Here is a 21,806-nt window from a genome sequence, read left to right as displayed (position 1 = left end):
AGAACACCCGCGCCACGCTGGCCCCGGTGAAGACCAGGAAGATCGACGCCATCGACACGCCCATCACCGCGCAGAAGGCCCAGAACAGCCCCTGCAGCGCCGATGCCGACATCGCGTGGAAGCGGAAGGACAGCACCATGATGAAGGCCAGCGGCGCCAGCATCACCACCCACTTCAGCGGGGTCGTGAAGATCGGAACGTACAGCGCCGGCGTGCTCGCCACGAACAGCGCCACAAGCCCCGTCACGCCAAGGCCGAGCATCATGAAGTTGTAGACCCGCAGCATGTGCTTGCGCAGGCCCTCGTCGAACGCCGCACGGTCCACGCCCGCGGCGCCGGCGCCCCAACGACTCTGGTTGGGATACTGGTCGAACATTGCGAAAACTCCCTCGTTCAAGCCTTTGACCGGCGGGCCTTTGACCGGCAAGATTCCGACCGGCGGCGGGCACATGGCAGCGGACCGGCCGCGGGAAAGCGGCGGCGGGAAAGGATGGCTGCGCTGTCCATCGAAAGACCCTCCGGATGCGGTCACGCCCGTCGGCGCAAAAGCAGATGAAGAGATCCGACATCGCAGCCTCCGACCTCGTAACCGGTGACTCGGCTGCCAGAGGGGCCCGGACCCTGATTGCCCTAATAATTGGCCGTGTGGGCGGCGTCTTTCAAGATACCCGTCTCCCCGCGGGTTCCACACGAACGGGAGCTTGGAACACGCGCGGCGGTTCCCATATGGCGGCTTGGAGGCGGCCGCTCCGGCGAGCCGGGGCGCCGCTTCACCCTTTGACAACATCAGAGCCGGATCAACAAGATGGAGAGTGCCGCGTTGAGCGACCAGCACCACAGACGCCTTGAACGGCGGGTGGATCGCATCCAGGAGAAGCTTCCCGACTCCATGGCGCGGGTGCTGGCTTGGCTCCGCGAGCCGCGGGCGACCTGGGTGCGCGTCCCCGCCGGATTGCTGCTGATTCTCGGCGGCTTGTTCAGCTTCCTGCCCGTGCTGGGCATCTGGATGCTGCCGCTCGGCCTCGTGCTGCTCGCCTACGACGTTCCGTTCCTTCGCCCGCCGATCAACCGCGCGCTGGTGCGCGGCGAGCGGCGCTGGAAGGAGTGGAAGCGGCGGCGCCGCGCCGCTTCCTCGTCCTCGTGACCGTCATCCTGTGACTGGGCCGTTTCGTCAGGAATAGGAGCCGGTGCGGGCCGGCGTGCGTTCCAGCGGCCCCTCGCCGGGGCTGTAGCGCTCCGTTCGCGGACCGGACAGCCGGTCGTGGTCCTCGTCCGCCACCATGGCCTTCAACGGGCAGTGGCCGCTCATGCCGCGGGCGACCAGGGCGGCGCCGGCCAGCCCCATGATGGCGCCCCGCACGTCGGCACCGCGGCGCACGCCGCCCGCCGCCATGACGAGGCCGAGGCCGGTGGACACGGCGCGTTCCAGCGGCCCGAGATTCCGCGCGCCCCCAAAGAAGCGGTCGTAGGTGTGTCGGATGGCGTTTTCGGCGCTCATGCCTGAATTCTCCCGGCTGTGCCCGGCGCGAAAGGGATGCCGAAGCGGCGCCGGGCGGTCCTGACTGCAACGCCCGCTCGGCCGTCCGGGTTCCCGAACGCACAGCGCAACCGGACCCGTACAATCGCGACAATGCGGTGACACTTGCCGCCTGATCGGCACAATGTCATCATTGTCCCTATGACACATTGGGTTCCTGATTTGGAGGGGCGGCAAGGCCCCCGTTACCGCGCCATCGCCGACGCCCTGTCCGACGACATCGCCAACGGACGGCTTGCCCCCGGCACCCGGCTTCCCACCCACCGCGACCTCGCCTACCGCCTCGGCGTCACCGTCGGCACCATCACCCGCGCCTACACGGAGGCGGAAAAGCGCGGGCTGATCGGCGGCGAGGTCGGGCGCGGCACCTTCGTGCAGGGGCAGCGGCACATGCCCCCGTCCGACCCCTTCACCTGGACGCCCCGGCCCGAACCATCGGTCATCAACATGACCGTCGTGACGCCGGAGCACCCGATGTCGGTGCCGATGATGGGCGCCACCCTGACCGCCATCGGCGCGTCACCGAGCCTGGGGGCGCTGCTGGAATACGCGCCGCACGCCGGCCTGCCCGCTCACCGTGCCGCCGGAGCGCAGTGGCTGACGCGGCAGCACCGCGTAACGGCCTCCGCCGACACGATCCTTCTGACCACCGGCGCGCAGAACGCCATGGCGGTGGCGCTGGCCGCGGTGGCGCGTCCCGGCGACGTCGTGCTGACCGAGCGGTTGACCAACTACGGCATCAAGACCCTGAGTGCGGTCGAGGGCTATCACCTGGAGGGCATCGCCATCGACGAGCATGGCGTGGTCCCGGACAGTTTCGACAGCGCCTGCCGCCGTCTGGCGCCCAAGGCGCTGTATCTGGTGCCGACCATGCACAACCCCACCGCCTCCGTCATGCCACAGGCCCGGCGCGTGGAGATCGCGGCCATCGCCCGCCGCTACGGGGTGATGCTGGTCGAGGACGACGTGTTCGGCTTCCTGGTCCATGACGCGAAGCCCATCCAGGCCATCGCCCCGGACGTCACGGTCTATGTGAACAGCCTGTCCAAGAGCGTGTCGGCCGGCCTGCGCGTCGGCTACGTGGTCGCCCCGCCGGCCCTGGTGCCGCGCGTCGAGGCGGTCATCCGCGCCTTGCAGTACTCCTCCCCGCCCCTGCCGCCGGAGGTCGCGACGCGCTGGATCACCGACGGCAGCGCCGACCGCATCGCCGAGGCCCAGCGCGGGGAGGCCATGGCGCGCCAGCAGATCGCCCGCTCCATCCTGCCCGCCAGCGCCGTCTGCGGGCACGCTTCGGCGCAGCATCTCTGGCTGGTCCTGCCCGAGCCCTGGCGCCGCGACGACTTCATCGCGGAGGCGCTGCGCCGCGGCGTGAAGGTGACCGGCGGAGACGTGTTCGCCGTAGGCCGGGCCAGCGCCCCTCACGCCGTGCGGCTGGGCCTCTGCCACCCGCACAGCCGGGACGAGTTGGCACGCGGCCTGCGCACGCTGGCCGACCTGCTGGAGAACCCGCAGACGGCGATGCTGTCGATCGTCTGATCGAAAGAAAGCGGAAAGGCCGCGCCCTTACGGGAACGGCCGGACCGTGTGCAGATGGTTGAGCGGGCCGTGGCCATGCCCGAAGCCAGGGGCGGAGCGGATCGCCTCATCCACGTAAGCGCGGGCGCGGGCCACCGAATCGCGCACGCCCAGCCCCTGGGCGATGCCGGCGGCGATCGCCGAGGCCAGGGTGCAGCCGGTGCCGTGGGTGTGCGGGGTGTGGATGCGCCGTCCCTCGAACACCTCCTCGCCGTCCTCGGTGAGCAGCAGGTCGCATAGCCGCTCGTCCTCCAGATGGCCGCCCTTCAGCAGAACGGCCTTCGGCCCGAAGGTGCGGATCATCTCGGCGGCGCGGCGCATGTCGTCGAGGTTGCGCACCGGGATGTTGGTCAGCGCCTCCGCCTCCGGCAGGTTCGGGGTGACCAGCTCCGCATGGGGCAGCAGGCGCTTGCGCAGGGTCTGCACGGCGTCCGGCTCCAGGAGGAAATGGCCGCTCTTCGAGACCATCACCGGATCGACGACCAGCGGAACGTTGATCGCGCGCTCCTCATACTCGCCGGCCACCGCCTCGATGACGGCGGCGTTGGCGAGCATGCCGATCTTGATGCTGTCGGCCCCGAGGTCCTCCAGCACCACCTTCATCTGCAGGGCGACGAAGGCAGGGTCCACAGGCAGCACGCCATAGACCCCGGTCGTGTTCTGCGCGGTCAGCGCCGCGATGGCGGTCATGGCGAAGGCGTTCAGCGCGCTGACCGCCTTGATGTCCGCCTGGATGCCGGCACCGCCGCCGGAATCGGACCCGGCGACGATGAGAACACGGCCGTTGATCGGGTGGGCCTGCATCGGGATTGCTTCCGTCTGGTCGTCTGGTTGGAGGATGGGCCTTAGGAGGCGGTCTCCAGCCGGGCGGCGTCCGTGATGGCGCCGGCAATGTCGGCCACCACCGCGTGCACCAGCCCTTCGTCGTCGCCTTCCGCCATGACGCGGATCACCGGCTCGGTCCCCGACTTGCGGATCAGGATGCGCCCCGACCCGTTCAGCCGCGCCTCGCCGTCGCGGATCGCCGCCTGGACGGAGGACAGTTCCAGCGGCTTCGAACCGGCGGCGAAGCGGACGTTGGTCAGCTTCTGCGGCACCGGGGCGAAGACCTGGCAGACCTCGCTGGCCGCCCGGCCGCCGGACTGGATCAGCACCGCCAGGACCTGGAGTGCGGCGATCAGCCCGTCGCCGGTCGTGGAATAGTCGGACAGCACGACGTGCCCCGACTGCTCCCCACCGACGTTGTAGCCGTGCTCGCGCATATGTTCCACCACATAGCGGTCGCCGACCGGCGTGCGGACCAGGGCGATGCCCAGCCCCTGGAGGTGCCGCTCCATGCCCAGGTTGGACATCACCGTGGCGACCACGCCGCCGCCCTTGAGCGTCTGCGCCTGCGCCCAGGAGGAGGCGATCAGCGCCATCACCTGGTCGCCGTCGACGACGCGCCCGGCCTCGTCGACCATGATCAGGCGGTCGGCGTCACCGTCCAGCGCGATGCCCAGATGGGCGCCGTGCGCCACCACCTGCTCCTGCAGGGTCCGGGTCGCGGTGGCGCCGCAGTCCTTGTTGATGTTCAGGCCGTCCGGGTTGACCCCGACCGGGATCACGTCGGCCCCCAGTTCGTACAGGACCTTCGGGGCGACGCGGTAGGCGGCGCCGTTGGCGCAATCCACGACGATCCTCAGCCCGTCCAGCCGCAGACCGCGCGGGAAGGTGTTCTTGACATACTCGATGTAGCGGCCCGTCGAGTCCTCCAGGCGGGAGGCGCGGCCGAGATCGGCGGAGCCGGCGAGGTCCGGCGCAAAGGGCTGGCCCATACGCGTCTCGATGGCGATCTCCACCGCGTCCGACAGCTTGTAGCCGTCCGGGCCGAACAGCTTGATGCCGTTGTCCTGATACGGGTTGTGAGAGGCGGAGATCATCACGCCGAGGTCGGCGCGAAGCGAGCGCGTCAGCATGGCGACGGCGGGCGTCGGCAGCGGGCCGAGCAGCACGACATCCATACCCATGGAGATGAAGCCCGCGGTCAGCGCCGGCTCCAGCAGATAGCCGGACAGGCGGGTGTCCTTGCCGATCACCACGCGGTGCCGGTGGTCGCCCCGGCGGAACTGCAAAGCGGACGCCATCGCGACGCGCAGGGCGGTTTCCGCCGTCATCGGATCGATGTTGGCGGTGCCACGGATGCCGTCGGTGCCGAACAGGTGTCGCGTCATGAAAACCCTCGGGAATGGCCCAGTCACTGTACCGCAATCGCGGATGTGTGAAAATGTCATCGCTTGCCCTGGGGGGGCGGGTCAAGAACCCTTCCGCGCAGACGCCAAAGGGTTACACGCGTCATGCGATCACGGCACCCGTGCGGGATGCAGCCCCTCCCAGACGGCGCGCGCCTGGACCGTTTGGGGCACGTCATGGACACGCAGGAGGTGCGCGCCCTGGTTCAGCGATTCCAGACCGCCGGCCAGCGATCCGGGCAACCGCTCCTTCGGCGGCTCGCTCCGCGACAGCTTGCCGATCAGGGCCTTGCGCGACAACCCGATCAGCAGGGCGCAGCCCAGCCCGTGATAGAGGGCGGTGTGGCGCAGGATGGCGAGGTTGTGCTCCACCGTCTTGCCGAAGCCGATGCCGGGATCGACGGCGATGCGCTCCAGCGGCACCCCTGTGGCGAGGCAGGCCTCCACCCGCTCCTCCAGCCAGTCGAAGACGTCGAGCGCCGCGTCCTCATAGACCGGATTCTGCTGCATGGTGCCGGGTTCGCCCCGCATGTGCATGACCACGACGGGGGCCGCCTTCTCCGCCACCAGCGGCAGCGCGCCGGGATCGCGCAGCCCGGCCACGTCGTTGATCAGCGCCGCCCCGGCGTCGAGCGTCGCGCGCATCACCCGCGCGTGCCGCGTGTCCACCGACACCACCGCGCCCCTGGCCGCGAAGTGGCGGACCACCGGCAGGACGCGGGCCTCCTCCTCCTCGGGCGACACGGGGGCGGAACCGGGCCGGGTGGATTCACCGCCGACGTCCAGCAGATCGGCGCCGGCCTCCAGCATCGCTTCGCCATGGGCGATGGCCGCCGCGGCGTCGAAGAAGTCGCCGCCGTCGGAAAAGCTGTCCGGCGTCACGTTGACGATGGCCATGATGCGCGGGCGCCCGAGGTCCAGCCCGCCGAACGGCGCCCGCCCGCGGGTCAGCGCGCCCAGCCGCTTGTCAAGGCTCTGCGCCACGGCGGTCCCGCGCTCCCACCCCCAAGCCATGATCTCGGTCAGCGGCGCGAAGGCCCGCTCGATCCGCGCCCCCTGTCGGACGATGAGTTCGGCGATGGCGAAGGCGAAGCGCCCGCCAGCCAGCGGCACCGCCGCCCCGGCGCTCCAGGCGGCGATGGGCAGCAGCCCGACCGGCCTCAGATAGACGCGGACGCCGCCCTCCCCCGCCCAGGGCGCGAAGGAGGCGAGCGAGCCGGCGGCAGACTTCGGGGCGGGCTTGGAGATCGGAGGCATGGCGGCGGTTCGTGCAACGGAACGGAAGACCGCAGCCTGTCACGGCGGGAACCCCCGGCGCAAGAGACTGTACCGGATCGATGCAGGGCAATAACCGTTTGGCATCACTTCCCTCTCCCGCCCCGGGAGAGGGTGGCGCCGAAGGCGCCGGGTGAGGGTCGTTCGAGGATCAAAGAGCTGATCCTTGCAGGCACCCTCACCCTCCCACGCTGACGCGTGGGCCCCTCCCTCTCCCGGGGCGGGAGAGGGGAAAGGGACAGACGCCCGTCGATGCGCCTCAGGCACTCTTGGGCAGCGGGGCCAGGGCGGCAAGCATCTGCTTCTTGCGCTCCCCGTAGATGCTGCCGAGCTCCTCGGCGCGCTTGTCGTCGAGCGCCTTCTTGGCCTCCTCGAACAACTCCTCCTCCTCCTCGTCGAGGTGGTGCCGGGTGACCTCGCCGAGCACCTGGAGCTTCGCTTTCCAGGCGGTGCTGTCGGCCGGCATGGCGTTCAGCTCGTCGAGGAAGCCGTTGATGATGTGGTGCTCGTTCAGGCCCTCTGTGGTCTCCTGCTTGGTGTTCTTCGCCTTGGACAGCGACTGGTAGAAGACGGCCTCCTCGATCTTCCCGTGGGCCCACAGCTCGCGCTGCAGGTCCTCATAGGCGGCGCGCCCGTCGCCGTCCGCCTTCTCGGCCTCGTCGAGCAGGCGGCGGATGGTGTCGTGGTCCTGCTTGATCCGGTCGAAGATGCTGGTCATCGGTCCTGTCCCGTTGTTGCGGTGTCTCGACGGGATTCAACCCTGGCCGCGATCCCGGTGTTCCCGGTGCCAAACGGGGTCAGCCATGCCGAACCATCCAGTGCAGACTGAACAGCCGGTCCTCGTCGGTCCAGCTCCGCTCGGTGTGCCAGCCGGCGCGGACGGCGAGGCGGCGGAAGCCGGGAACCGAGTATTTGTAGGAATTCTCGGTGTGGATCGTCTCGCCGCGGACGAAGCGGATGGGATGGCCGGCGATGCGGACGGTCTGGTCGTCCAGGCTGCGCAGATGCATCTCGATGCGCCCGCGCGCGGTGTCGTAGCGGGCCACATGGGCGAAGCGGTCCAGGTCGAAGGTGCCGTCCAGCTCGCGGTTGATGCGGGCCAGCAGGTTCCTGTTGAAGGCGGCGGTCACCCCGCGCGCGTCGTCATAGGCGGCCTCCAGCACCGCCGGGTCCTTGCGCAGGTCCACCCCGATCAGCAGCCGCGCCCCGTAACCGAGCCGCCTCCCGAGGCCGTTCAGGAAGGTCATCGCCTCGGCGGGCCGGAAATTGCCGATGGTGCTGCCGGGGAAGAAGGCCATCGTCCGCTCCGGCGCAACGCCGCGCGGCAGCGCGAAGCCCCGCACATAGTCGGCGGCGACCGGCACCACCGTGACCGCCGGGTAATCGCCGGCCAGCCGGGCGGCGGCGGCGATCAGGTGGTCGCGACTGATGTCCACCGGCACATACATGGCCGGCGCGTCCAGCGCGTCGAGCAGGATGCGCACCTTCACGCTCGACCCGCTGCCCAGCTCCACCAGGGTGGCGCCACGCCCGGCGAGCCCGGCGATCTCCTTCGCGCGGGCGTGCAGCAAGGCGGTCTCGGTCCGCGTCGGGTAATATTCGTCGAGCGTGCAGATCGTGTCGAACAGGGCCGAGCCCTCGGCGTCGTAGAAGTACTTGCAGGGCAGGCTCTTGTCCGGGCGGGACAGGCCCTCCAGCACGTCGGACAGAAACACGTCGTCCTGCACCGGCCCTTGCGCGAGATGGGCGCGGGCGGCGGAAATTGCGGTCATCAGGCGTCCTCCGCGAGGCGCACGCCGCTGAACATCCAGCGTTGGTGCGGGTAGAAGAAATTCCGGTAGGTGGCGCGGGCATGACCGTCCGGCGTGGCGCAGCATCCGCCGCGGAGCACATACTGGTTGGCCATGAACTTGCCGTTGTATTCGCCGACCGCCCCGGTGGCGGGACGGAAACCCGGATAGCCGCTGTAGGCGCTGGCCGTCCATTCCCAGACATCGCCGAACATCTGGACGAGGCCATCGCCCGCCACTGCCGCGACAGGGCGCAGCAGACCGCTTCCCAGTGTGTTGCCGGTTGGGGAAAGCCCGGCGGCGGCGGTTTCCCACTCGGCCTCCGTTGGCAGGCGCTTGCCGGCCCAGCGGGCGAAGGCGTCGGCCTCGTAGAAGCCGACGTGGCAGACCGGGGCGTCCTCGTCCAGCGGGTGGTCGCCCAGCAGGGTGAACTCCCGCCAGCCGCCGTCCTCGCCGCGCCGCCAGTAGCCCGGCGCCTCCCACCCCTCCGCGTTGACCGTGGCCCAGCCGTCGGACAGCCAGAGCGCCGGGTTGCGGTAGCCGCCGTCCTCGACGAAGGCCCGCCATTCCCCATTGGTCACCAGGCGGGAGAACAGGCGGAAGGGGCGCAGCAGCACCTCGTGCCGCGGCCCTTCGTTGTCGAAGGCGAAGCCCTCGCCCGCATGCCCCACCGCGACGATCCCGCCGTCCACCGCGATCCAGCGCCCCTCATGGGCCGCGCCACGCAAGGCCGGGCGGTAGGGCCGGTAGGCCGGCGCGACCGGGTTGCAGGAGAACAGGTGCAGCAGGTCCATCAGGATCAGCTCCTGATGCTGCTCCTCGTGGGCGAGGCCGAGCGTCACCAGCGGGGCCAGCCGCTCGGCGTCGGCACGCTCCAGCAGGGTCAGCATGGCGGCGTCGACATGGTCGCGGTAGGCCGCCACCTCGGCCACGCCGGGCCGCGTCACCAGACCGCGCCGGGGCCGCGGATGGCGGGCGCCGACGGCCTCGTAATAGGAGTTGAAGAGGTAGCCGAAGGCCGGATCGAAGGGCCGGTAGCCCGGCAGATTCGGGATCAGCAGAAAGGTTTCGAAGAACCACGTCGTGTGGGCCAGATGCCATTTGACCGGGCTGGCGTCCGGCATGGACTGCACCACCTGATCCTCCGGCGACAACCCGCTGGCCAACTCCGCCGAGGTGGCGCGCACCCGGCGGAAACGGTTGGCGAGTTCGCCGGCTTTGGCGGCTGTTTTGAGCATGGGCGCTGTGTCCTCCCCCGCCTGACAGGTCCCGGTAAAGCTGTGCCGCTTCGCTGACCCGCCAACCCTCCTTTCGGAGTGGCCCGGACGCACACCCGGCGGCAACGCTCCGCCGGACCGCCTGTTCACAACGGATGACGCACGGATTCCGACAATCGAACGATGGAGGAACGGCACCCATGCAACCGCGGCTCAAACCCATTGACGAGCAGGTGATCGTCATCACCGGCGCGTCGAGCGGCATCGGGCTGGTCACCGCCCGCATGGCCGCCCGGCAGGGCGCGAAGGTCGTCCTGGCCGCCCGCGACCGCGACGCGCTCGCCCAGGTGGCGGAGGAGATCCGCGCCGATGGCGGGGACGCGATCCACTGCGTCGCCGACGTGGCCGACCCGGACGCCCTGCGGCGGGTGGCCGACGCGGCGGTCCGCAGCTACGGCCGGATCGACACGTGGGTGAACAACGCCGGCGTGGCGATCATCGGCAAGCTCCTGGACACCGCCCCGGACGATCACCGCCGCCTGTTCGAGACGAACTACTGGGGCGTGGTCAACGGCTCGGTGGCAGCCATACCCCATCTTCGGCAAAACGGCGGGGCGTTGATCAACATCGGCAGCGTGCTGTCCGACCGCGCGATCCCGCTCCAGGGCGCCTATGTCGCCACCAAGCACGCCGTGAAGGGCTTCACCGACGCGCTGCGCATGGAGCTGGAGGCGGAGGGCTTGCCCATCTCGGTCAGCCTGATCAAGCCGGCGGCCGTCGACAGCCTGTACGAGGACCACGCCCTGAACCTGATGGAGGTGGAGCCGAGCAACCCGCCCCCGGTCTACGCACCGGAGGTCGTGGCGAAGGCCATCCTGCATTGCGCCCGCCGCCCGATGCGCGACCTCTACGTCGGCGGCGGCGCCAAGCTGTTCGCGTTGGCGGAGACCTTCGCGCCACGGCTCACCGACCGGATCATGGAGCGGACCTTGCCGCGGGTCATCCGTTCCGGCGGGCCGCTCCGCCCGCGCAACGACGCCCTGCACAGCCATGGCGACGATGGGCGGGAGCGCGCCGGCCGGCACCGCTTCGTGCGCGAAACCAGCCTCTACACCGAGGCGCGGATGCATCCCTGGATCACCGCCGCGGTGGTTGCCGGCTTCGGCGTGCTGGCCGGGGCGGCGATGGCGCGCGGCTGGGTGCGGAACGACGATGCCTCCGGGCTGGGCCGGCACCGCCGGTCGATGCGGCTGCATCGCGACCGGATGGGCGAGGAACGGCGCACCATCGGTCACAATGCCAAGCCGGCTTGGCAGGCCGCGGAGGAAGGCGTGGTGACGTTTCCCCGCTGACCGCCGCCCTACACCGATTCCCTCTCCGCCGCTTCCGTCACAGGAGTGTGATGGCGACCGTGGGTGGCGCGCAATGCCAGGATCGGTTCCAACTCCTCCGCCAGGACCGGGCGGCTGAACAGATAGCCCTGGAAACTCTCGCATTTCAGGCTACGCAGAAGCTGGAGCTGGGCTTCCGTCTCCACGCCTTCCGCGACGACCGACAGGCCCAGGCTGCGGCCCAGCCCGACGATGGCGCGCGGGATGGAGTCGCCGGTTCCATCCTGTTCCAGGTCGTGGATGAAGGAGCGGTCGATCTTCAGCTTGTCGATCGGGAAACGGTGCAGATAGCTGAGCGACGAGTAGCCGGTGCCGAAATCGTCCAGTGCGATCAGGCAGCCGCGCTGCTTCAGCGCGCGCAGCGTCGCGATGGCCGACGGGATGTCGTCGATCAGCGTGCCCTCGGTCACCTCGATCTCCAGCTCCCAGCCCTGGAGGCCGCTGCGGTCGAGTGCGGCGGCCACCTTGGCGGGCAGCTGCCCGTCGCGGAACTGCTGGGCGGAGACGTTGACGGCGACCGGCACCGTCAGGCCGATCTGGTCGCGCCAGCGACGGATCTGGGCGCACACCTCGTCCAGCACCCAGTCGCCGATGGCCTGGATCAGGCCGGTTTCCTCGGCCACGGGCAGGAAGCGGTTCGGCATGATGAGGCCGGCGTCCGGATGGCGCCAGCGCAGCAGAGCCTCCACCCCGACCACGAGGTCGTCGGAGATGCGCAGCTGCGGCTGGTAGACCAGGAACAGCTCCCGGTTCTGCAGAGCGCGGCGCAGCGCCGCCTCCAGGTCCAGGCGCTCGCGGGACCGCGCGCCCATCTCGCGCGTCACGAAGCGGTAGGCGTTCCGCCCGGCGTCCTTGGCGTTGTACATGGCGATGTCGGCGCAGCGGATCAGCCCCTCCGCGTCCTCCGCGTCGTCGGGAAACAGGCTGATGCCGATGCTGGGCGACACCACGAAGTTCCGCCCGCCGATGGTGAAGGGCGCGGCGAGCTGCCCCATCACCTTTTCCGCCACCGCGGCGGCCACGCCCGGCGTCTCGATGTTCGGGACGACGATCAGGAATTCATCGCCGCCCAACCGGCCCACCGTGTCCGATGGACGCATCGCCCCGTGCAGCCGCCGCGCCACCGACCGCAGCACCTCGTCGCCGAAGGAATGACCCAGGCTGTCGTTGATGATCTTGAAGCGGTCCAGATCGATGAACAGGACGGCGACCCGCGCGCCGTCGCGTCGCGCCTCCCGGGCCGCCTGGGCGATGCGGTCGAACAGCAGGACGCGGTTGGGCAGGCCGGTCAGCGGGTCGTAATGGGCCAGATAGTGGACGTGCTGCTCGGCCCGCCGCTTGTCGCCGATGTCCTCGACGAAGGCCATGACGAAGGGCGGGTCGCCGGGTGTTGACACCGGCTGAAGGTGAAGGGAGAAATGGCTGTGCCGTCCACCGGCCAACAGCAGGCGGTCGACCTCCAGCCGAACGCTCTCCCCGGCGATCGCGGAGTCGATGGCGGCGATCACCGCCGGGTCCGGGGCGCGCAGCCTCGTGTCGGTTCCGATCAACCCGTCGCGCGCCACCCCGACCGTGCGGGCGAAGGCCGGGTTGCAATCGGTGATCCTGGCGTCCGGTCCGATCAGGGCGATGCCCAGCGGCGCCTGGTTGAACAACAGGTCCAGTTCCGTCTCACGCCGGCGCAGCGAGGCGGTGATGCGCCCGGCGATCACCAGCGCCCGGTGGCGCGTCGCGGCCAGCGCCCACAACAGGGTGGACAGCAGCAGGCTGAGCGACAGCCCCGTCGCCAGAACCAGCGTCGGCTTCCAGTGGTCCAGACCTTCCTCGAAGCTCGAACGGCTCTCGTACTGGACCGACCAGACGCGGTTGACCAGAGCGAGATCGCGGCTCGCGGTCAGCAACGGCCGGTCCGACGCCTCCGGGCGGCTGCGGTAGAGCGGAAAATCCCCTTGCCCTTCGAACACCGTCGCCGCGACGTCGCCCATCCGGCCGAACACGGACTCCGCCAGCGGCGCGACCTGGATCGGCGTCATCACCAGACCGGCGAAGGCGACCCGCCGCTGTTCCTGCGTGGCGGGACGCTGCCCGTCGCGGTAGACGGCCTGGAAGACCAGGAAGGAGGGTGACGACGGCTCACCCTCGTCGAGCCGCGGTCCGACGACGCGGACGACCGTCGGTTCGCCGCTGTCCCGCGCCTGCTCCGCGGCGGCACGGCGCACCGGCTCTGCCAGCAGATCGTAGCCGAGCGTGCGCAGGGTGCGGTCGTTGACCGGGGCGGCGTACAGCGTGACGAGCCGCATCGGACCAGCGGTGTCCGGCCAGATCCGGAAGCCGCGCAGCCCGTCCATCCGGGCCTCCGTCACCAGCTCCGGGCCGGTCCACTGATCGATGACCCGCGCGAAGGCGACGGCAGTCACCGCCGGAAAGCGCTCGGCAAGATGCAGCCCGTCGACGAACCGGTTCCATTCCGCGCGCTTCACCTCGGGATAGGCGGTGAACAAAGCGGCGGCGGAGCGCGTCACCTGCACGTAGGCCTGGATCTGATTCTCGAAACGGCGGTGCAGTTCCTCCACCCGCAGGGCGAACCGGCCTTCGGCCTCCGCAGCGACGCGCTGCCGGGTGTCCTGCCACACCAGCGCGGTCAGAAGAAGTGCTGCCAGCAGAACCAGAAGGGGAAGGCGCTTGGGAATGGCCCGCGCATCGGTGGCGGAGTCGGCCATGGAATCGGCAGCGGACTCGCCCGGCGCGCGGTCGATCGGATCGGGGCTGGAAGACCTCTGCATGGGGCCGTACCGAAGCTGCCTGTGACGCCGCCACCCGGACTCCGACCATCGGAACGACGCGCGCCGGTAGACCTTAACCAGAATGCGCCCGTGCGAGAAGCGTATAAATAAGGACAAAATCACCCACAGCGTGCGACGACGATCAAAACTCCTGCAACACCTTGGGGCTGTTCTGCAAAAGCGTCTCGATCATGCCGAGGATCTGCTCGATCTTCGTGCGGGTGGCATCCAGTTCGTCGGCCGTTTTGTCGTCGATCCCGGCCTCCATCAGCATCATGTCGAAGGCGTTCAGCGTCTCCGAAAAAGCCTTCTGCTCCGCCTGGAGCACGTCGAAGGCGCCGAGCGAGCTGGTCAGCGCCAAGGGCGGATCGCTGACGAAGGCGTGGCTGATGTCGGTGAAATGGGCGATGGCCGTCAACTTCTGCCGGATCACCCATTGCGGAAAGTTCGGCGGCAGGTCGTTCCCCGTCTCCGGCAGGCGCTCCTGGATGGAGAAGACCAGACCCTGGATGTCCAAGTAGGCGTTCCGGATCTCGCGGAAATGGGGAAAGGTCTTGGGCTTGCCGGCGTTGCGGACACGACCCAGCCGGGCGTTGTCGTCGGTCAGCTTGCGCGCCATCTGGACCACGATGTTCGCCACCTTCCCCATCGCCCCGTCATCCTTTTGTTTCGCGGCCGTCACCAATCCGCCGTCATCGATCTATAGCATGCGCCGCCCGGCCGAAGGCAGGACGTTCACTGCGAGGATCGCCCTTCCACCTGCGGCAGGCGGTCGCCCATCCCGCGGAGCAGCGCCTCGCGCGCCGCGTCGTCGGGTGCCGCGTCCAACGCCCGGTGCAGGTCCAGCAGGAAGGCGGCGTAGCGGTTGTGCCAATCCCGCCCGGCGGTCACGGCCTCCGGCTCCAACCGCGGGGGGCCGTCCTGGGCCATCGCCGTCGCCTGCGCCGGGACGGCGGCGGTCAGGTCGACCACCTCGTCCAGCTCGGGCAGGCGGATCAGCGCCGGGTCCCAGCCGCGGCGGACCAAGGCGTCGCGCAGACCGGCGCGGGCCTCCTCCTCGCCATGCACCAGGAACAGGCCGCGCTTCACGCCCTGCCGCGCCGCCACCCAGGCCAGCAGGCTGCTGCGGTCAGCGTGGCCGGAATAGACGTCCAGCGACCGGATGCGGGCGCGCACCGCGATCTCCTCGCCATGGATGCGGACGTTGGCCGCCCCCTGCTGCAGCAGGTGGCCCAGCGTGCCCGGCGCTTGGTAGCCGACCAACAGGACCGTAGCCTCCGGGCGCCACAGATGGTTCTTCAGGTGATGGCGGATGCGCCCGGCGTCGCACATGCCGCTGGCCGCCATGATGATGGCGCCGCCCTTGATCGCGTTGAGCTTCTGGCTCTCCGCGGCGGAGCGCACGCGGTGCAGGTTGGGCCGGGCGAAGGGATCGCCCCCGGTGCCGAGATCGGCCAGATGGCGGCGGAACACCCCGGTGACGGAGTCGGCCAACGGCGAGTCGAGAAACACGTCGACCAAGGGGATCTCGCCGCGGTCGAACAGCCGGTGCAGATCGTAGAGAAGCTCCTGCGTGCGCTCCACCGCGAAGGCCGGAATCAGCAGCGGGCCGCCCGCGACGAGCGCCGCCCGCACCTCGTCGCGCAGCAGGGCCTGTCGCTCGGCCTCGCCCACCTCGACCCGCTCGCGGTTGCCGTAGGTGGTCTCCAGCACCATCCAGTCGGGCCGCGGCGGCCCCTCGGCGTCGGCGTGGAAGGACTTGCCGCCCGGCCCGAGGTCGCCGGAGAACAGGATCGTCTCCGCCGTCCCGCCGCGCGTCACCTCCAGCTCCACCGACGCCGAGCCGAGGATGTGCCCGGCCTGCCAGAAGCGGGCGCGGATGCCGGGCAGCACCTTCACCCACTCGCCATAATCGACCGCGTGCAGATGGCGGATGGCCGCCTGGGCGTCCGCCTGGGTGTAGATCGGCTCGACCGCCGGGCGCCCGCGCCGGCGGTTGCGGCGGTTCAGCCGCTCCACCTCCGTCTCCTGGATGTAGCCGCTGTCGGGCAGCATGTAGGCCAGCAGGTCGGCGGTGCCGGCGGTGGTGTGCACCCGTCCCTTGAAGCCCTGGCGGACCAGCTTGGGCAGCAGGCCGGAATGGTCGATGTGCGCGTGGGTCAGCAGCACCGCCTTCACGGCGGACGGCTTGAAGGGGAAGGGCCGGTAGTTCAGCTCCTTGACCGTCTTGGTGCCCTGGAACAGGCCGCAATCGATCAGCAGGTCGCCGTCGCCGGTCCGGATGCGGAAGCAGGAGCCGGTGACCGTGCCGACGGCGCCGTGGAAGGTGAGGGACAGTGTCATGGCGAAACTCCGCCTTCTTGTGCCCTGTCCCCTATCTTACCACCGAAGCGTTACTGGGCCGTCAACAGGGCGCCGCCAGCGCGTCGGCGATCAGCCGGGCGAGCGGCAGGGCGTTGCTGGGGTGCGGAACCCCGTCGCAGGACAACGGCATCCCCAGCCCTTCGGATTGGAAACGGGCGGCCACCGCCGCATCGAACAGGGCGTGGACCCCGAACACCCGGACCGACGCCGCCCCCGTGGCCCGCGCCGCCCGCGCGCAGGAGAAGATCGTTTCGCCGGAGCTGATGACGTCGTCGACGATCACCACGGGCCGTCCGGCCAGCGGCGCGCCGGCGGGCAGAGTCACCGTCACGTCGCGGTCGCCGCGCCGCTCCTTGCGCCCGACTAGGGCCGTGAGACCGAGCGGAGCGGCCACCGCCTCGACCAGCGGGGCGGCCTCCTCGTCCGGGCCAACGATCACCGCGTCGGGCGCGACCCCGTCACGGCGCAGCCGCTCGGCGATGGCCCCGGCGCCGCTGAGGCAGATTGAGGGGCGCCCGACGAACACCTCGTCCAGCGTGTGGGTGCGGTGCAGGTGCGGCTCCACGCAGACGAAGCGGTCGAACAGCCGGCCCAGCCAGTCCCCCACGACGGCTTGGCTCACCGGCTCGCCGGGGCGGAACACCGCGTCCTGGCGCATGTAGGCCATGTAGGGGGCGACGAGGCACAGCTCCGTGGCGCCCTGGCGGCGCAGGACGGAGGCGGCCAGCGTCAGTTCCACCAGCTTGTCGTTCGGACGGTCCAGCGAGCGGTAGACCACCGCCCGTTCCACGGCCTCGGGCAGGCGGACAAGACTTTCGCCATCCGGAAAGCGGTGCAGTTCGGCGATGTGGCAGGGAACGTTCAGGGCCTCGGCCAGACGCCGTGCGCCGTCCGCCGATTCCGGAAATCCGTAGACGCCCGTATAGCGGGCCATGCTGTCCCCTCTCGCGTTGCGCGCCCGGACTTGGGCGCCCCGTTCGGCCCGTACTATGCCGCAAGGGTCGCGACGGGGCGACCACGACCTTAGGCGCAACGTTACCGAGAAGGCGATAGGACGGCAGGGACGGACGCCTGAAAATGATGCTGCGGCGGTCTTCCACTCATTGACCGCAGACGAAGGTATGAGGCAGTTTCCCGCCATGCGCGTGCTCATCGCCGACGATACGGTCCTGATGCGCACCATGCTCTCGGAGCAGGTGGCGTCCTACGGCCATGACGTGATCCTGGCCAGGGACGGCCGGGAAGCGCTGAACCTTGCCCAGGCCGAACCCTTCGACATCGCCATCATCGATTGGGAGATGCCGCGGCTGTCGGGGCTGGAGGTGTGTTGGCTTCTGAAAGCCGATCCGCGCACCGCCTACAGCTACCTGATCCTGATGACGTCCCACGACGAACCCTTCTACGAGATGAAGGCGCTGGACGCCGGAGCGGACGACTTCATCCATAAGCCGGTCAACCGCGCCCACCTCAAGGCGCGGCTGAAGGCAGGCGGTCGCATCACCGAAATGCACCGGCTGCTGGTTGCGCAGGCGCAGACCGACCCGCTGACCGGCGTCGCCAACCGGCGCGCCCTTCTGGACCGTGCGGGTGAGGAGATTCGGCGGGCGCAGCGGGCGCGGCAGCCTCTGTCCCTGCTGATCGCCGACATCGACCATTTCAAGCGCATCAACGACAGCCGCGGTCACGCCGCCGGCGACGAGGCGTTGCAACGCTTCGTCCGGACGCTGGACGGCGCCCTGCGCCCCGGCGACCTGATCGGGCGCTACGGCGGGGAGGAGTTCGTGGTTCTGCTTCCCAACACCGCGCTGGCGGATGCGTCGGTGGTGGCGGAGCGCTTGCGCCAGCGCGTCGCCGCTCAGGAGATGGGACCGGACGGCGATTCGTTCCGCATGACCGCCAGCTTCGGCGTCGCGCCCGTCGCGCCGGACGCCCCCGGCGGCATTGACGACGCGCTCCGCGTGGCCGACGCCGCGCTATACCGGGCGAAAGCCGAAGGGCGGAACCGCGTGATTCCCTCTCCTTGATCATTCACGCCCTGCCATCCCCACCCGTCTCCGGCAGCGACGGCAACCGGATGCGGGGAAGAGGCGATGCGCCATGTCCATGTGGCGTTTCTGGAGGGGACGAAGGTCCTGATCGTCCGGCGGCGCGAGGTCAGCACCTGGTGGGGCCGCGGCCCGGCGGAGCCGCGGGTCGTTGACGCCGCGGGCCAATGGGCGGTTCCCGGCGGCGGCTACGAGAGCGTCACCAGCCCCCTTGCGGCGCTCCAGCGCCTGTTTCACGAACAGACCGGCCTCGCCTTCCCCGACGGACGGTCGGCGGAGCCCTGGCGGCCAACCTCGCGGAGCTTCACGCTGTATTTCGTTCCGGTGACCGGGCTGGAGTCGCTGGCCTCCTCGATCACCCTGCGGGTCGCGCAATCCGCCGTCACGCCCGGGCGCCCGGCGGGCGGCGCCATCGTGAATTGGGAATTGTCCTCGGCCCACGTCGTGCCGCTCGCCAAGGTGGTCGCCCATCTGGGGGTGCGTCAGCCGGTCTCGCACGAGAACCAGCTCGCCATCACCCGGCAGGCGATGCGCTCACCCTCCTCCCAGTCGATCGAGCGCTACGCGACCATGGCCGCGATCATCGCCCTGCAATGAGCCCGCCCCGCTGGCCTCAGCCCTTGCTGCCGCCCGGCGGGGTGCGGACGGCGGTGGCCGCGAGATACTGGGCCGCCGTGCGCAGCAGGAACTCCGCCACCGCCATGTCGCCCAGGTCGCGGTCGGGGCCGCCCAGCCGGTGGCGGCGGTCCGCGTCGATCAGGCCGGTGGCGATCACCTGCGCGGTCAGCCACGCCCGCTGCTCCTCATCCGGCACGCCGGCCATGCGCTCCAGCATCTCGTTGCAGGCGTGGTCGATCGTCCCCAGACCGGGCCGGTCGGACGACAGGTAGCTGGTCTCGTTCTGCGGCGCCGGCTCCCCGACGTAGGAACGGGCGAGCAGCGCCGTCTCCAAGGTCAGCCGGAAGGCGGTGCGGCGCGGCCGCCCCTTCCGCCGCAGCCGCAGCGCCATCATGGTGAAGAGCTGGGCCACCGCCTCGACCCGCTCCGCCGGCACTTCGTCGAGGATGTCGACGATCTCGGCGCTGACGGCGTTGCGCGGCGCCTTCTCGCCGGGCCGCACCACCGCGGTGGCGAAGACGGCGATCAGGGTGCGCAGGGCATCGGCCTGCTCCACGGGAGAGATGCGGCCGATCTGGGCGGGGTCGAACATGGGGGCGCTCCGCTCTGGCTGGGAGGGATCAACAACTCCTTCCAGCAATGTTGGAACGCGAGGAGCTGTCAGGAATCCCCCTCCTTCGGGTCGATGGTCTCCGCCCGACGGCTGATCAGCTGGTAGAGCCCGAGCCCGAGCACCATGAAGACGATGACCATCAGCAGGATGGCCGGATACACCATGTCGCTCATCTGCGAGGTCCGCGCCTCGAACACCAGCACCAGCCCTTCCAGGCTGGCGGCGATGATGATGGTGGTCAGGAACTTGGTCAGCGTGCGCCGCGCCTCGTCGGCGTGGCGCAACTCGCGGTCGTGCTCCAGCTCTTCTTCATAGAGATACTTGGCGATCTCGAAGACGGCGATGGCCAGCACGATCATCCCCACCCCGTTCAGCAGCCCGTGAGTCGTCGCCTCGATGTCGAGGAGCAGAAGGCTGTGAAACACCGAATAGGCGGCCACGCCGATGAACACCAGGGCGAACAGCATCAACACGCCGGTCGCCAGGAAATACATGACCCGCGACGCCTTCTGAAATCCGTTCCCCACGATGCGCTTCCCTTTCCGACGCGAGAGCCTGTCCTGAGGCTGTCAACGCATCGTCCCGGCTTTCGGACCGCTTCCTTGCGGGTCACCCCGGAAGGGAGTGTGGAACCGGCGGCCTGGCGGGCGTGTTTGGAGTCAGGCAGCACAGGGGATTGTGCCTCCTCGACAGGCTCCGCCGCGCTCCCTGAAGCGGCGGAGCCTTTCTTTTCCTGCCCCTTGCGTTTATGGCTGCGGTGCCGGACCACGCCGACCACGGAACCGCCCCATGCCCGACACCCCGCCGCCCTCCGCCGAGACCCTGCACGCCCTGCTGGACCGCTACCTGCGCTGCCCGTCCGAGCCGCTGCGCGGCGAGTTGAACCAAGCCCTGACCGCCTTCCAGACGGCCTGGATACACGCCCGCGCCGGGCAGGACGCCCCGATGACGCCCCCGCCCACCCCCGCCGCATTCGGCCGCGCCCCGGCGAAGCCGAAATTCCCCATCGCCGCCGCCGATCTGGCGGTGCTGGAGCGGATGGCCGAGGGCTGGGTCCCCACCGCGGCGGAGGTTCCCCGCTGGGTCTGGTTCGAGAACCGGGAGCTTGTGACGATGGAGCCCAACCCCGCCGGCAGCGGGCCGGAGGTGATGCGCCTCGCCCCCGCCGGCTGGGCCGCGCTGGGCCGCCAGCCGGGCTGAGCGGCGGCCCCAAAAAAGCGGGCAACAAAAAAGGGAGGCCGAAGCCTCCCCTTTTCCTTCCTGGCGATCGGCTCCGCTTACTTCGGAACCTTGCCCTGCACGCCTTCGACGTACCAATCCATCTTCAGGATCTGCTCGTCGGTGGCCTGCTTGCCCTCGGCGATCACGACCTTGCCGGACTGGTCCTTCACCGGGCCCTGGAAGGAGTGGCGCTTGCCTTCCATGATGTCGGTGCGGGTCTTCTCGGCCGCCGCGACGACGTCCGCCGGGAGCGCCGGGTTGTAGGGGGCCAGGAACAGCATGTGGTCCTTGAAGCCGCCCCAGGTGTCCTGCGACTTCCAGGAGCCGTCCAGCGCCGCCTTGACGCGGTTCACGTAATACTCGCGCCAGTCGTCGACGATGGCGGTCAGGTGCGCCTTCGGACCGAAGCGGGTCATGTCCGACGACTGACCGAACACCCACAGGCCGCGCTCCTGCGCGACCTGGATGGCCGCCGGGCTGTCGGTGTGCAGCGAGATCACGTCGGCGCCCTGGTCGATCAGGGCCTTGGCGGCCTCGGCTTCCTTGCCGGGGTCGTACCAGCTGTTCACCCAGACCACGCGCACCTCGGCCTTGGGGTTCACCTCGCGCATGGCGATGGTGAAGGCGTTGATGCCGCTGACGACCTCGGGGATCGGGAAGGAGCCGATGTAGCCGATGATGTTCGACTTGGTCATCTTGCCGGCGATCTGGCCGATGACCGTGCGGGCCTCGTAGAAGCGCGCGGAATAGGTGGCGACGTTGGCCGAGCGCTTGTAGCCGGTGGCGTGCTCGAACTTCACGTCGGGGTGGCGCTGCGCAACCTTCAGCGTCGGGTTCATGAAGCCGAAGGAGGTCGTGAAGATCAGCTTGTGACCGGAGGAGGCGAGCTGCTCGATCACGCGCTCGGCGTCGGCGCCCTCGGGCACGTTCTCGACGAAGGTGGTGGTGACCTTGTCGCCCAGCTCCTTCTCCACGGCCAGACGGCCCTGGTCGTGCTGGTAGCTGTAGCCGTGGTCGCTGATCGGACCGACATAGACGAAGCCGACCTTCATCTTCTCCTGCGCGTCGGCCGCGCCGACGCCCAGCGCCAGCATGGCGGCGCCGGTGGCCAGACCCATCAGGGCCTTGCCCATGGTCCTTCTGTTC

21 protein-coding genes are annotated in these 21,806 nt (G+C 69.7%); 6 read left to right on the top strand and 15 right to left on the bottom strand.

The genetic code is table 11. The annotated features are described in order from the left end of the window. The coding region (locus ACFPMG_RS18760; protein WP_376996596.1) for a Bax inhibitor-1/YccA family protein at nt 1-376 on the bottom strand (376 nt) is incomplete at its 3' end. 444 nt (nt 377-820) lie between these two features. Here ACFPMG_RS18760 and ACFPMG_RS18755 point away from each other — a divergent pair. After that, entirely contained in the window at nt 821-1,144 is a 324-nt protein-coding gene (locus ACFPMG_RS18755; protein ID WP_035673054.1) for a hypothetical protein, read from the top strand. Between the two features lie 27 nt (nt 1,145-1,171). On the opposite strand, the gene ACFPMG_RS18750 is transcribed toward ACFPMG_RS18755, so the two are convergent. Then, entirely contained in the window at nt 1,172-1,498 is a 327-nt protein-coding gene (locus ACFPMG_RS18750) for a YgaP family membrane protein (protein WP_376996595.1), read from the bottom strand. A 180-nt stretch (nt 1,499-1,678) separates the two neighbouring features. Between ACFPMG_RS18750 and ehuR the strand changes: the two genes are divergently transcribed. Next, the gene (gene ehuR, locus ACFPMG_RS18745) at nt 1,679-3,073 is read left to right on the top strand and encodes a MocR-like ectoine utilization transcription factor EhuR (protein ID WP_417281708.1); all 1,395 of its coding nucleotides are present in this window, start codon (nt 1,679-1,681) and stop codon (nt 3,071-3,073) included. A 27-nt stretch (nt 3,074-3,100) separates the two neighbouring features. On the opposite strand, the gene thiD is transcribed toward ehuR, so the two are convergent. The 6 genes from thiD to egtB all read right to left on the bottom strand — a co-directional run bounded on the left by thiD (nt 3,101) and on the right by egtB (nt 9,646). After that, entirely contained in the window at nt 3,101-3,916 is an 816-nt protein-coding gene (thiD, locus tag ACFPMG_RS18740; RefSeq protein WP_376996593.1) for a bifunctional hydroxymethylpyrimidine kinase/phosphomethylpyrimidine kinase, read from the bottom strand. Between the two features lie 41 nt (nt 3,917-3,957). Then, on the bottom strand, nt 3,958-5,325 hold the full coding sequence (gene glmM / locus ACFPMG_RS18735) for a phosphoglucosamine mutase (RefSeq protein WP_376996592.1): 1,368 nt from the start codon (nt 5,323-5,325) through the stop codon (nt 3,958-3,960). Between the two features lie 129 nt (nt 5,326-5,454). Beyond that, entirely contained in the window at nt 5,455-6,600 is a 1,146-nt protein-coding gene (gene folP, locus ACFPMG_RS18730; protein ID WP_376996591.1) for a dihydropteroate synthase, read from the bottom strand. A 277-nt stretch (nt 6,601-6,877) separates the two neighbouring features. After that, nucleotides 6,878-7,336, bottom strand: a complete 459-nt coding sequence (locus ACFPMG_RS18725) for a hemerythrin domain-containing protein (RefSeq protein ID WP_376996590.1) — start codon at nt 7,334-7,336, stop codon at nt 6,878-6,880. A gap of 79 nt (nt 7,337-7,415) precedes the next feature. Beyond that, nucleotides 7,416-8,390: an L-histidine N(alpha)-methyltransferase gene (gene egtD, locus ACFPMG_RS18720; protein ID WP_376996589.1), complete on the bottom strand. Its 975-nt coding sequence runs from the start codon at nt 8,388-8,390 to the stop codon at nt 7,416-7,418. Further along, nucleotides 8,390-9,646, bottom strand: coding sequence for an ergothioneine biosynthesis protein EgtB (gene egtB / locus ACFPMG_RS18715; protein WP_376996588.1), 1,257 nt, complete (start codon nt 9,644-9,646; stop codon nt 8,390-8,392). The genes egtD and egtB overlap by 1 nt, the downstream gene beginning before the upstream one ends. 179 nt (nt 9,647-9,825) lie before the next feature. Here egtB and ACFPMG_RS18710 point away from each other — a divergent pair, with 179 nt between their 5' ends. Next, entirely contained in the window at nt 9,826-10,977 is a 1,152-nt protein-coding gene (locus tag ACFPMG_RS18710; RefSeq protein WP_376996587.1) for an SDR family oxidoreductase, read from the top strand. A gap of 8 nt (nt 10,978-10,985) precedes the next feature. Here ACFPMG_RS18710 and ACFPMG_RS18705 read toward each other — a convergent pair whose 3' ends face one another. From ACFPMG_RS18705 to prs, 4 genes are all read right to left on the bottom strand, one after another. Further along, a complete protein-coding gene (locus ACFPMG_RS18705; protein ID WP_376996586.1) occupies nt 10,986-13,799 on the bottom strand; it encodes a bifunctional diguanylate cyclase/phosphodiesterase in 2,814 nt (937 codons plus the stop codon). Between the two features lie 142 nt (nt 13,800-13,941). Next, the gene (locus ACFPMG_RS18700) at nt 13,942-14,448 is read right to left on the bottom strand and encodes a hypothetical protein (RefSeq protein WP_109469174.1); all 507 of its coding nucleotides are present in this window, start codon (nt 14,446-14,448) and stop codon (nt 13,942-13,944) included. 86 nt (nt 14,449-14,534) lie between these two features. Then, nucleotides 14,535-16,142 (bottom strand): MBL fold metallo-hydrolase, encoded by a 1,608-nt coding sequence (locus tag ACFPMG_RS18695; protein WP_376996585.1) that lies wholly within the window; start codon nt 16,140-16,142, stop codon nt 14,535-14,537. Between the two features lie 61 nt (nt 16,143-16,203). Continuing rightward, nucleotides 16,204-17,097, bottom strand: a complete 894-nt coding sequence (gene prs / locus ACFPMG_RS18690; RefSeq protein ID WP_376996584.1) for a ribose-phosphate diphosphokinase — start codon at nt 17,095-17,097, stop codon at nt 16,204-16,206. A 187-nt stretch (nt 17,098-17,284) separates the two neighbouring features. Between prs and ACFPMG_RS18685 the strand changes: the two genes are divergently transcribed. Together ACFPMG_RS18685 and ACFPMG_RS18680 are read left to right on the top strand one after the other, a co-directional pair. Beyond that, nucleotides 17,285-18,187 carry a GGDEF domain-containing protein gene (locus ACFPMG_RS18685; RefSeq protein ID WP_376996583.1) on the top strand — a complete coding sequence of 301 codons (903 nt, stop codon included), beginning with the start codon at nt 17,285-17,287 and terminating at the stop codon, nt 18,185-18,187. A gap of 66 nt (nt 18,188-18,253) precedes the next feature. After that, on the top strand, nt 18,254-18,805 hold the full coding sequence (locus tag ACFPMG_RS18680; RefSeq protein WP_376996582.1) for an NUDIX domain-containing protein: 552 nt from the start codon (nt 18,254-18,256) through the stop codon (nt 18,803-18,805). Between the two features lie 16 nt (nt 18,806-18,821). Here the strand turns inward: ACFPMG_RS18680 and ACFPMG_RS18675 are convergent, their stop codons facing one another. Beyond that, nucleotides 18,822-19,418: a hypothetical protein gene (locus ACFPMG_RS18675; RefSeq protein WP_376996581.1), complete on the bottom strand. Its 597-nt coding sequence runs from the start codon at nt 19,416-19,418 to the stop codon at nt 18,822-18,824. Between the two features lie 68 nt (nt 19,419-19,486). Beyond that, nucleotides 19,487-19,966, bottom strand: a complete 480-nt coding sequence (locus ACFPMG_RS18670) for a hypothetical protein (protein WP_376996580.1) — start codon at nt 19,964-19,966, stop codon at nt 19,487-19,489. A 262-nt stretch (nt 19,967-20,228) separates the two neighbouring features. Here ACFPMG_RS18670 and ACFPMG_RS18665 point away from each other — a divergent pair, with 262 nt between their 5' ends. After that, nucleotides 20,229-20,639 carry a hypothetical protein gene (locus ACFPMG_RS18665; RefSeq protein ID WP_376996579.1) on the top strand — a complete coding sequence of 137 codons (411 nt, stop codon included), beginning with the start codon at nt 20,229-20,231 and terminating at the stop codon, nt 20,637-20,639. 77 nt (nt 20,640-20,716) lie between these two features. Here the strand turns inward: ACFPMG_RS18665 and ACFPMG_RS18660 are convergent, their stop codons facing one another. After that, the gene (locus ACFPMG_RS18660; protein WP_014240078.1) at nt 20,717-21,793 is read right to left on the bottom strand and encodes a BMP family ABC transporter substrate-binding protein; all 1,077 of its coding nucleotides are present in this window, start codon (nt 21,791-21,793) and stop codon (nt 20,717-20,719) included. Nucleotides 21,794-21,806: the final 13 nt, after the last annotated feature.

The sequence above is a fragment of the Azospirillum himalayense genome (assembly GCF_042657465.1).
GTDB classification, from domain to species: Bacteria; Pseudomonadota; Alphaproteobacteria; order Azospirillales; family Azospirillaceae; genus Azospirillum; species Azospirillum himalayense.
Note: the sequence above shows the minus strand (reverse complement) of the source record. Positions and strands in the feature narration are given on the sequence as shown.

Coding starts and splice junctions, on each gene's coding strand:
- ACFPMG_RS18750 (WP_376996595.1), bottom strand. CDS start 1,498: ATGAGCGCCGAAAACGCCATCCGACACACCTACGACCGCTTCTTTGGG.
- ehuR (WP_417281708.1), top strand. CDS start 1,679: ATGACACATTGGGTTCCTGATTTGGAGGGGCGGCAAGGCCCCCGTTAC.
- thiD (WP_376996593.1), bottom strand. CDS start 3,916: ATGCAGGCCCACCCGATCAACGGCCGTGTTCTCATCGTCGCCGGGTCC.
- glmM (WP_376996592.1), bottom strand. CDS start 5,325: ATGACGCGACACCTGTTCGGCACCGACGGCATCCGTGGCACCGCCAAC.
- folP (WP_376996591.1), bottom strand. CDS start 6,600: ATGCCTCCGATCTCCAAGCCCGCCCCGAAGTCTGCCGCCGGCTCGCTC.
- ACFPMG_RS18725 (WP_376996590.1), bottom strand. CDS start 7,336: ATGACCAGCATCTTCGACCGGATCAAGCAGGACCACGACACCATCCGC.
- egtD (WP_376996589.1), bottom strand. CDS start 8,390: ATGACCGCAATTTCCGCCGCCCGCGCCCATCTCGCGCAAGGGCCGGTG.
- egtB (WP_376996588.1), bottom strand. CDS start 9,646: ATGCTCAAAACAGCCGCCAAAGCCGGCGAACTCGCCAACCGTTTCCGC.
- ACFPMG_RS18710 (WP_376996587.1), top strand. CDS start 9,826: ATGCAACCGCGGCTCAAACCCATTGACGAGCAGGTGATCGTCATCACC.
- ACFPMG_RS18705 (WP_376996586.1), bottom strand. CDS start 13,799: ATGCAGAGGTCTTCCAGCCCCGATCCGATCGACCGCGCGCCGGGCGAG.
- ACFPMG_RS18700 (WP_109469174.1), bottom strand. CDS start 14,448: ATGGGGAAGGTGGCGAACATCGTGGTCCAGATGGCGCGCAAGCTGACC.
- ACFPMG_RS18695 (WP_376996585.1), bottom strand. CDS start 16,142: ATGACACTGTCCCTCACCTTCCACGGCGCCGTCGGCACGGTCACCGGC.
- prs (WP_376996584.1), bottom strand. CDS start 17,097: ATGGCCCGCTATACGGGCGTCTACGGATTTCCGGAATCGGCGGACGGC.
- ACFPMG_RS18685 (WP_376996583.1), top strand. CDS start 17,285: ATGAGGCAGTTTCCCGCCATGCGCGTGCTCATCGCCGACGATACGGTC.
- ACFPMG_RS18680 (WP_376996582.1), top strand. CDS start 18,254: ATGCGCCATGTCCATGTGGCGTTTCTGGAGGGGACGAAGGTCCTGATC.
- ACFPMG_RS18675 (WP_376996581.1), bottom strand. CDS start 19,418: ATGTTCGACCCCGCCCAGATCGGCCGCATCTCTCCCGTGGAGCAGGCC.
- ACFPMG_RS18665 (WP_376996579.1), top strand. CDS start 20,229: ATGCCCGACACCCCGCCGCCCTCCGCCGAGACCCTGCACGCCCTGCTG.
- ACFPMG_RS18660 (WP_014240078.1), bottom strand. CDS start 21,793: ATGGGCAAGGCCCTGATGGGTCTGGCCACCGGCGCCGCCATGCTGGCG.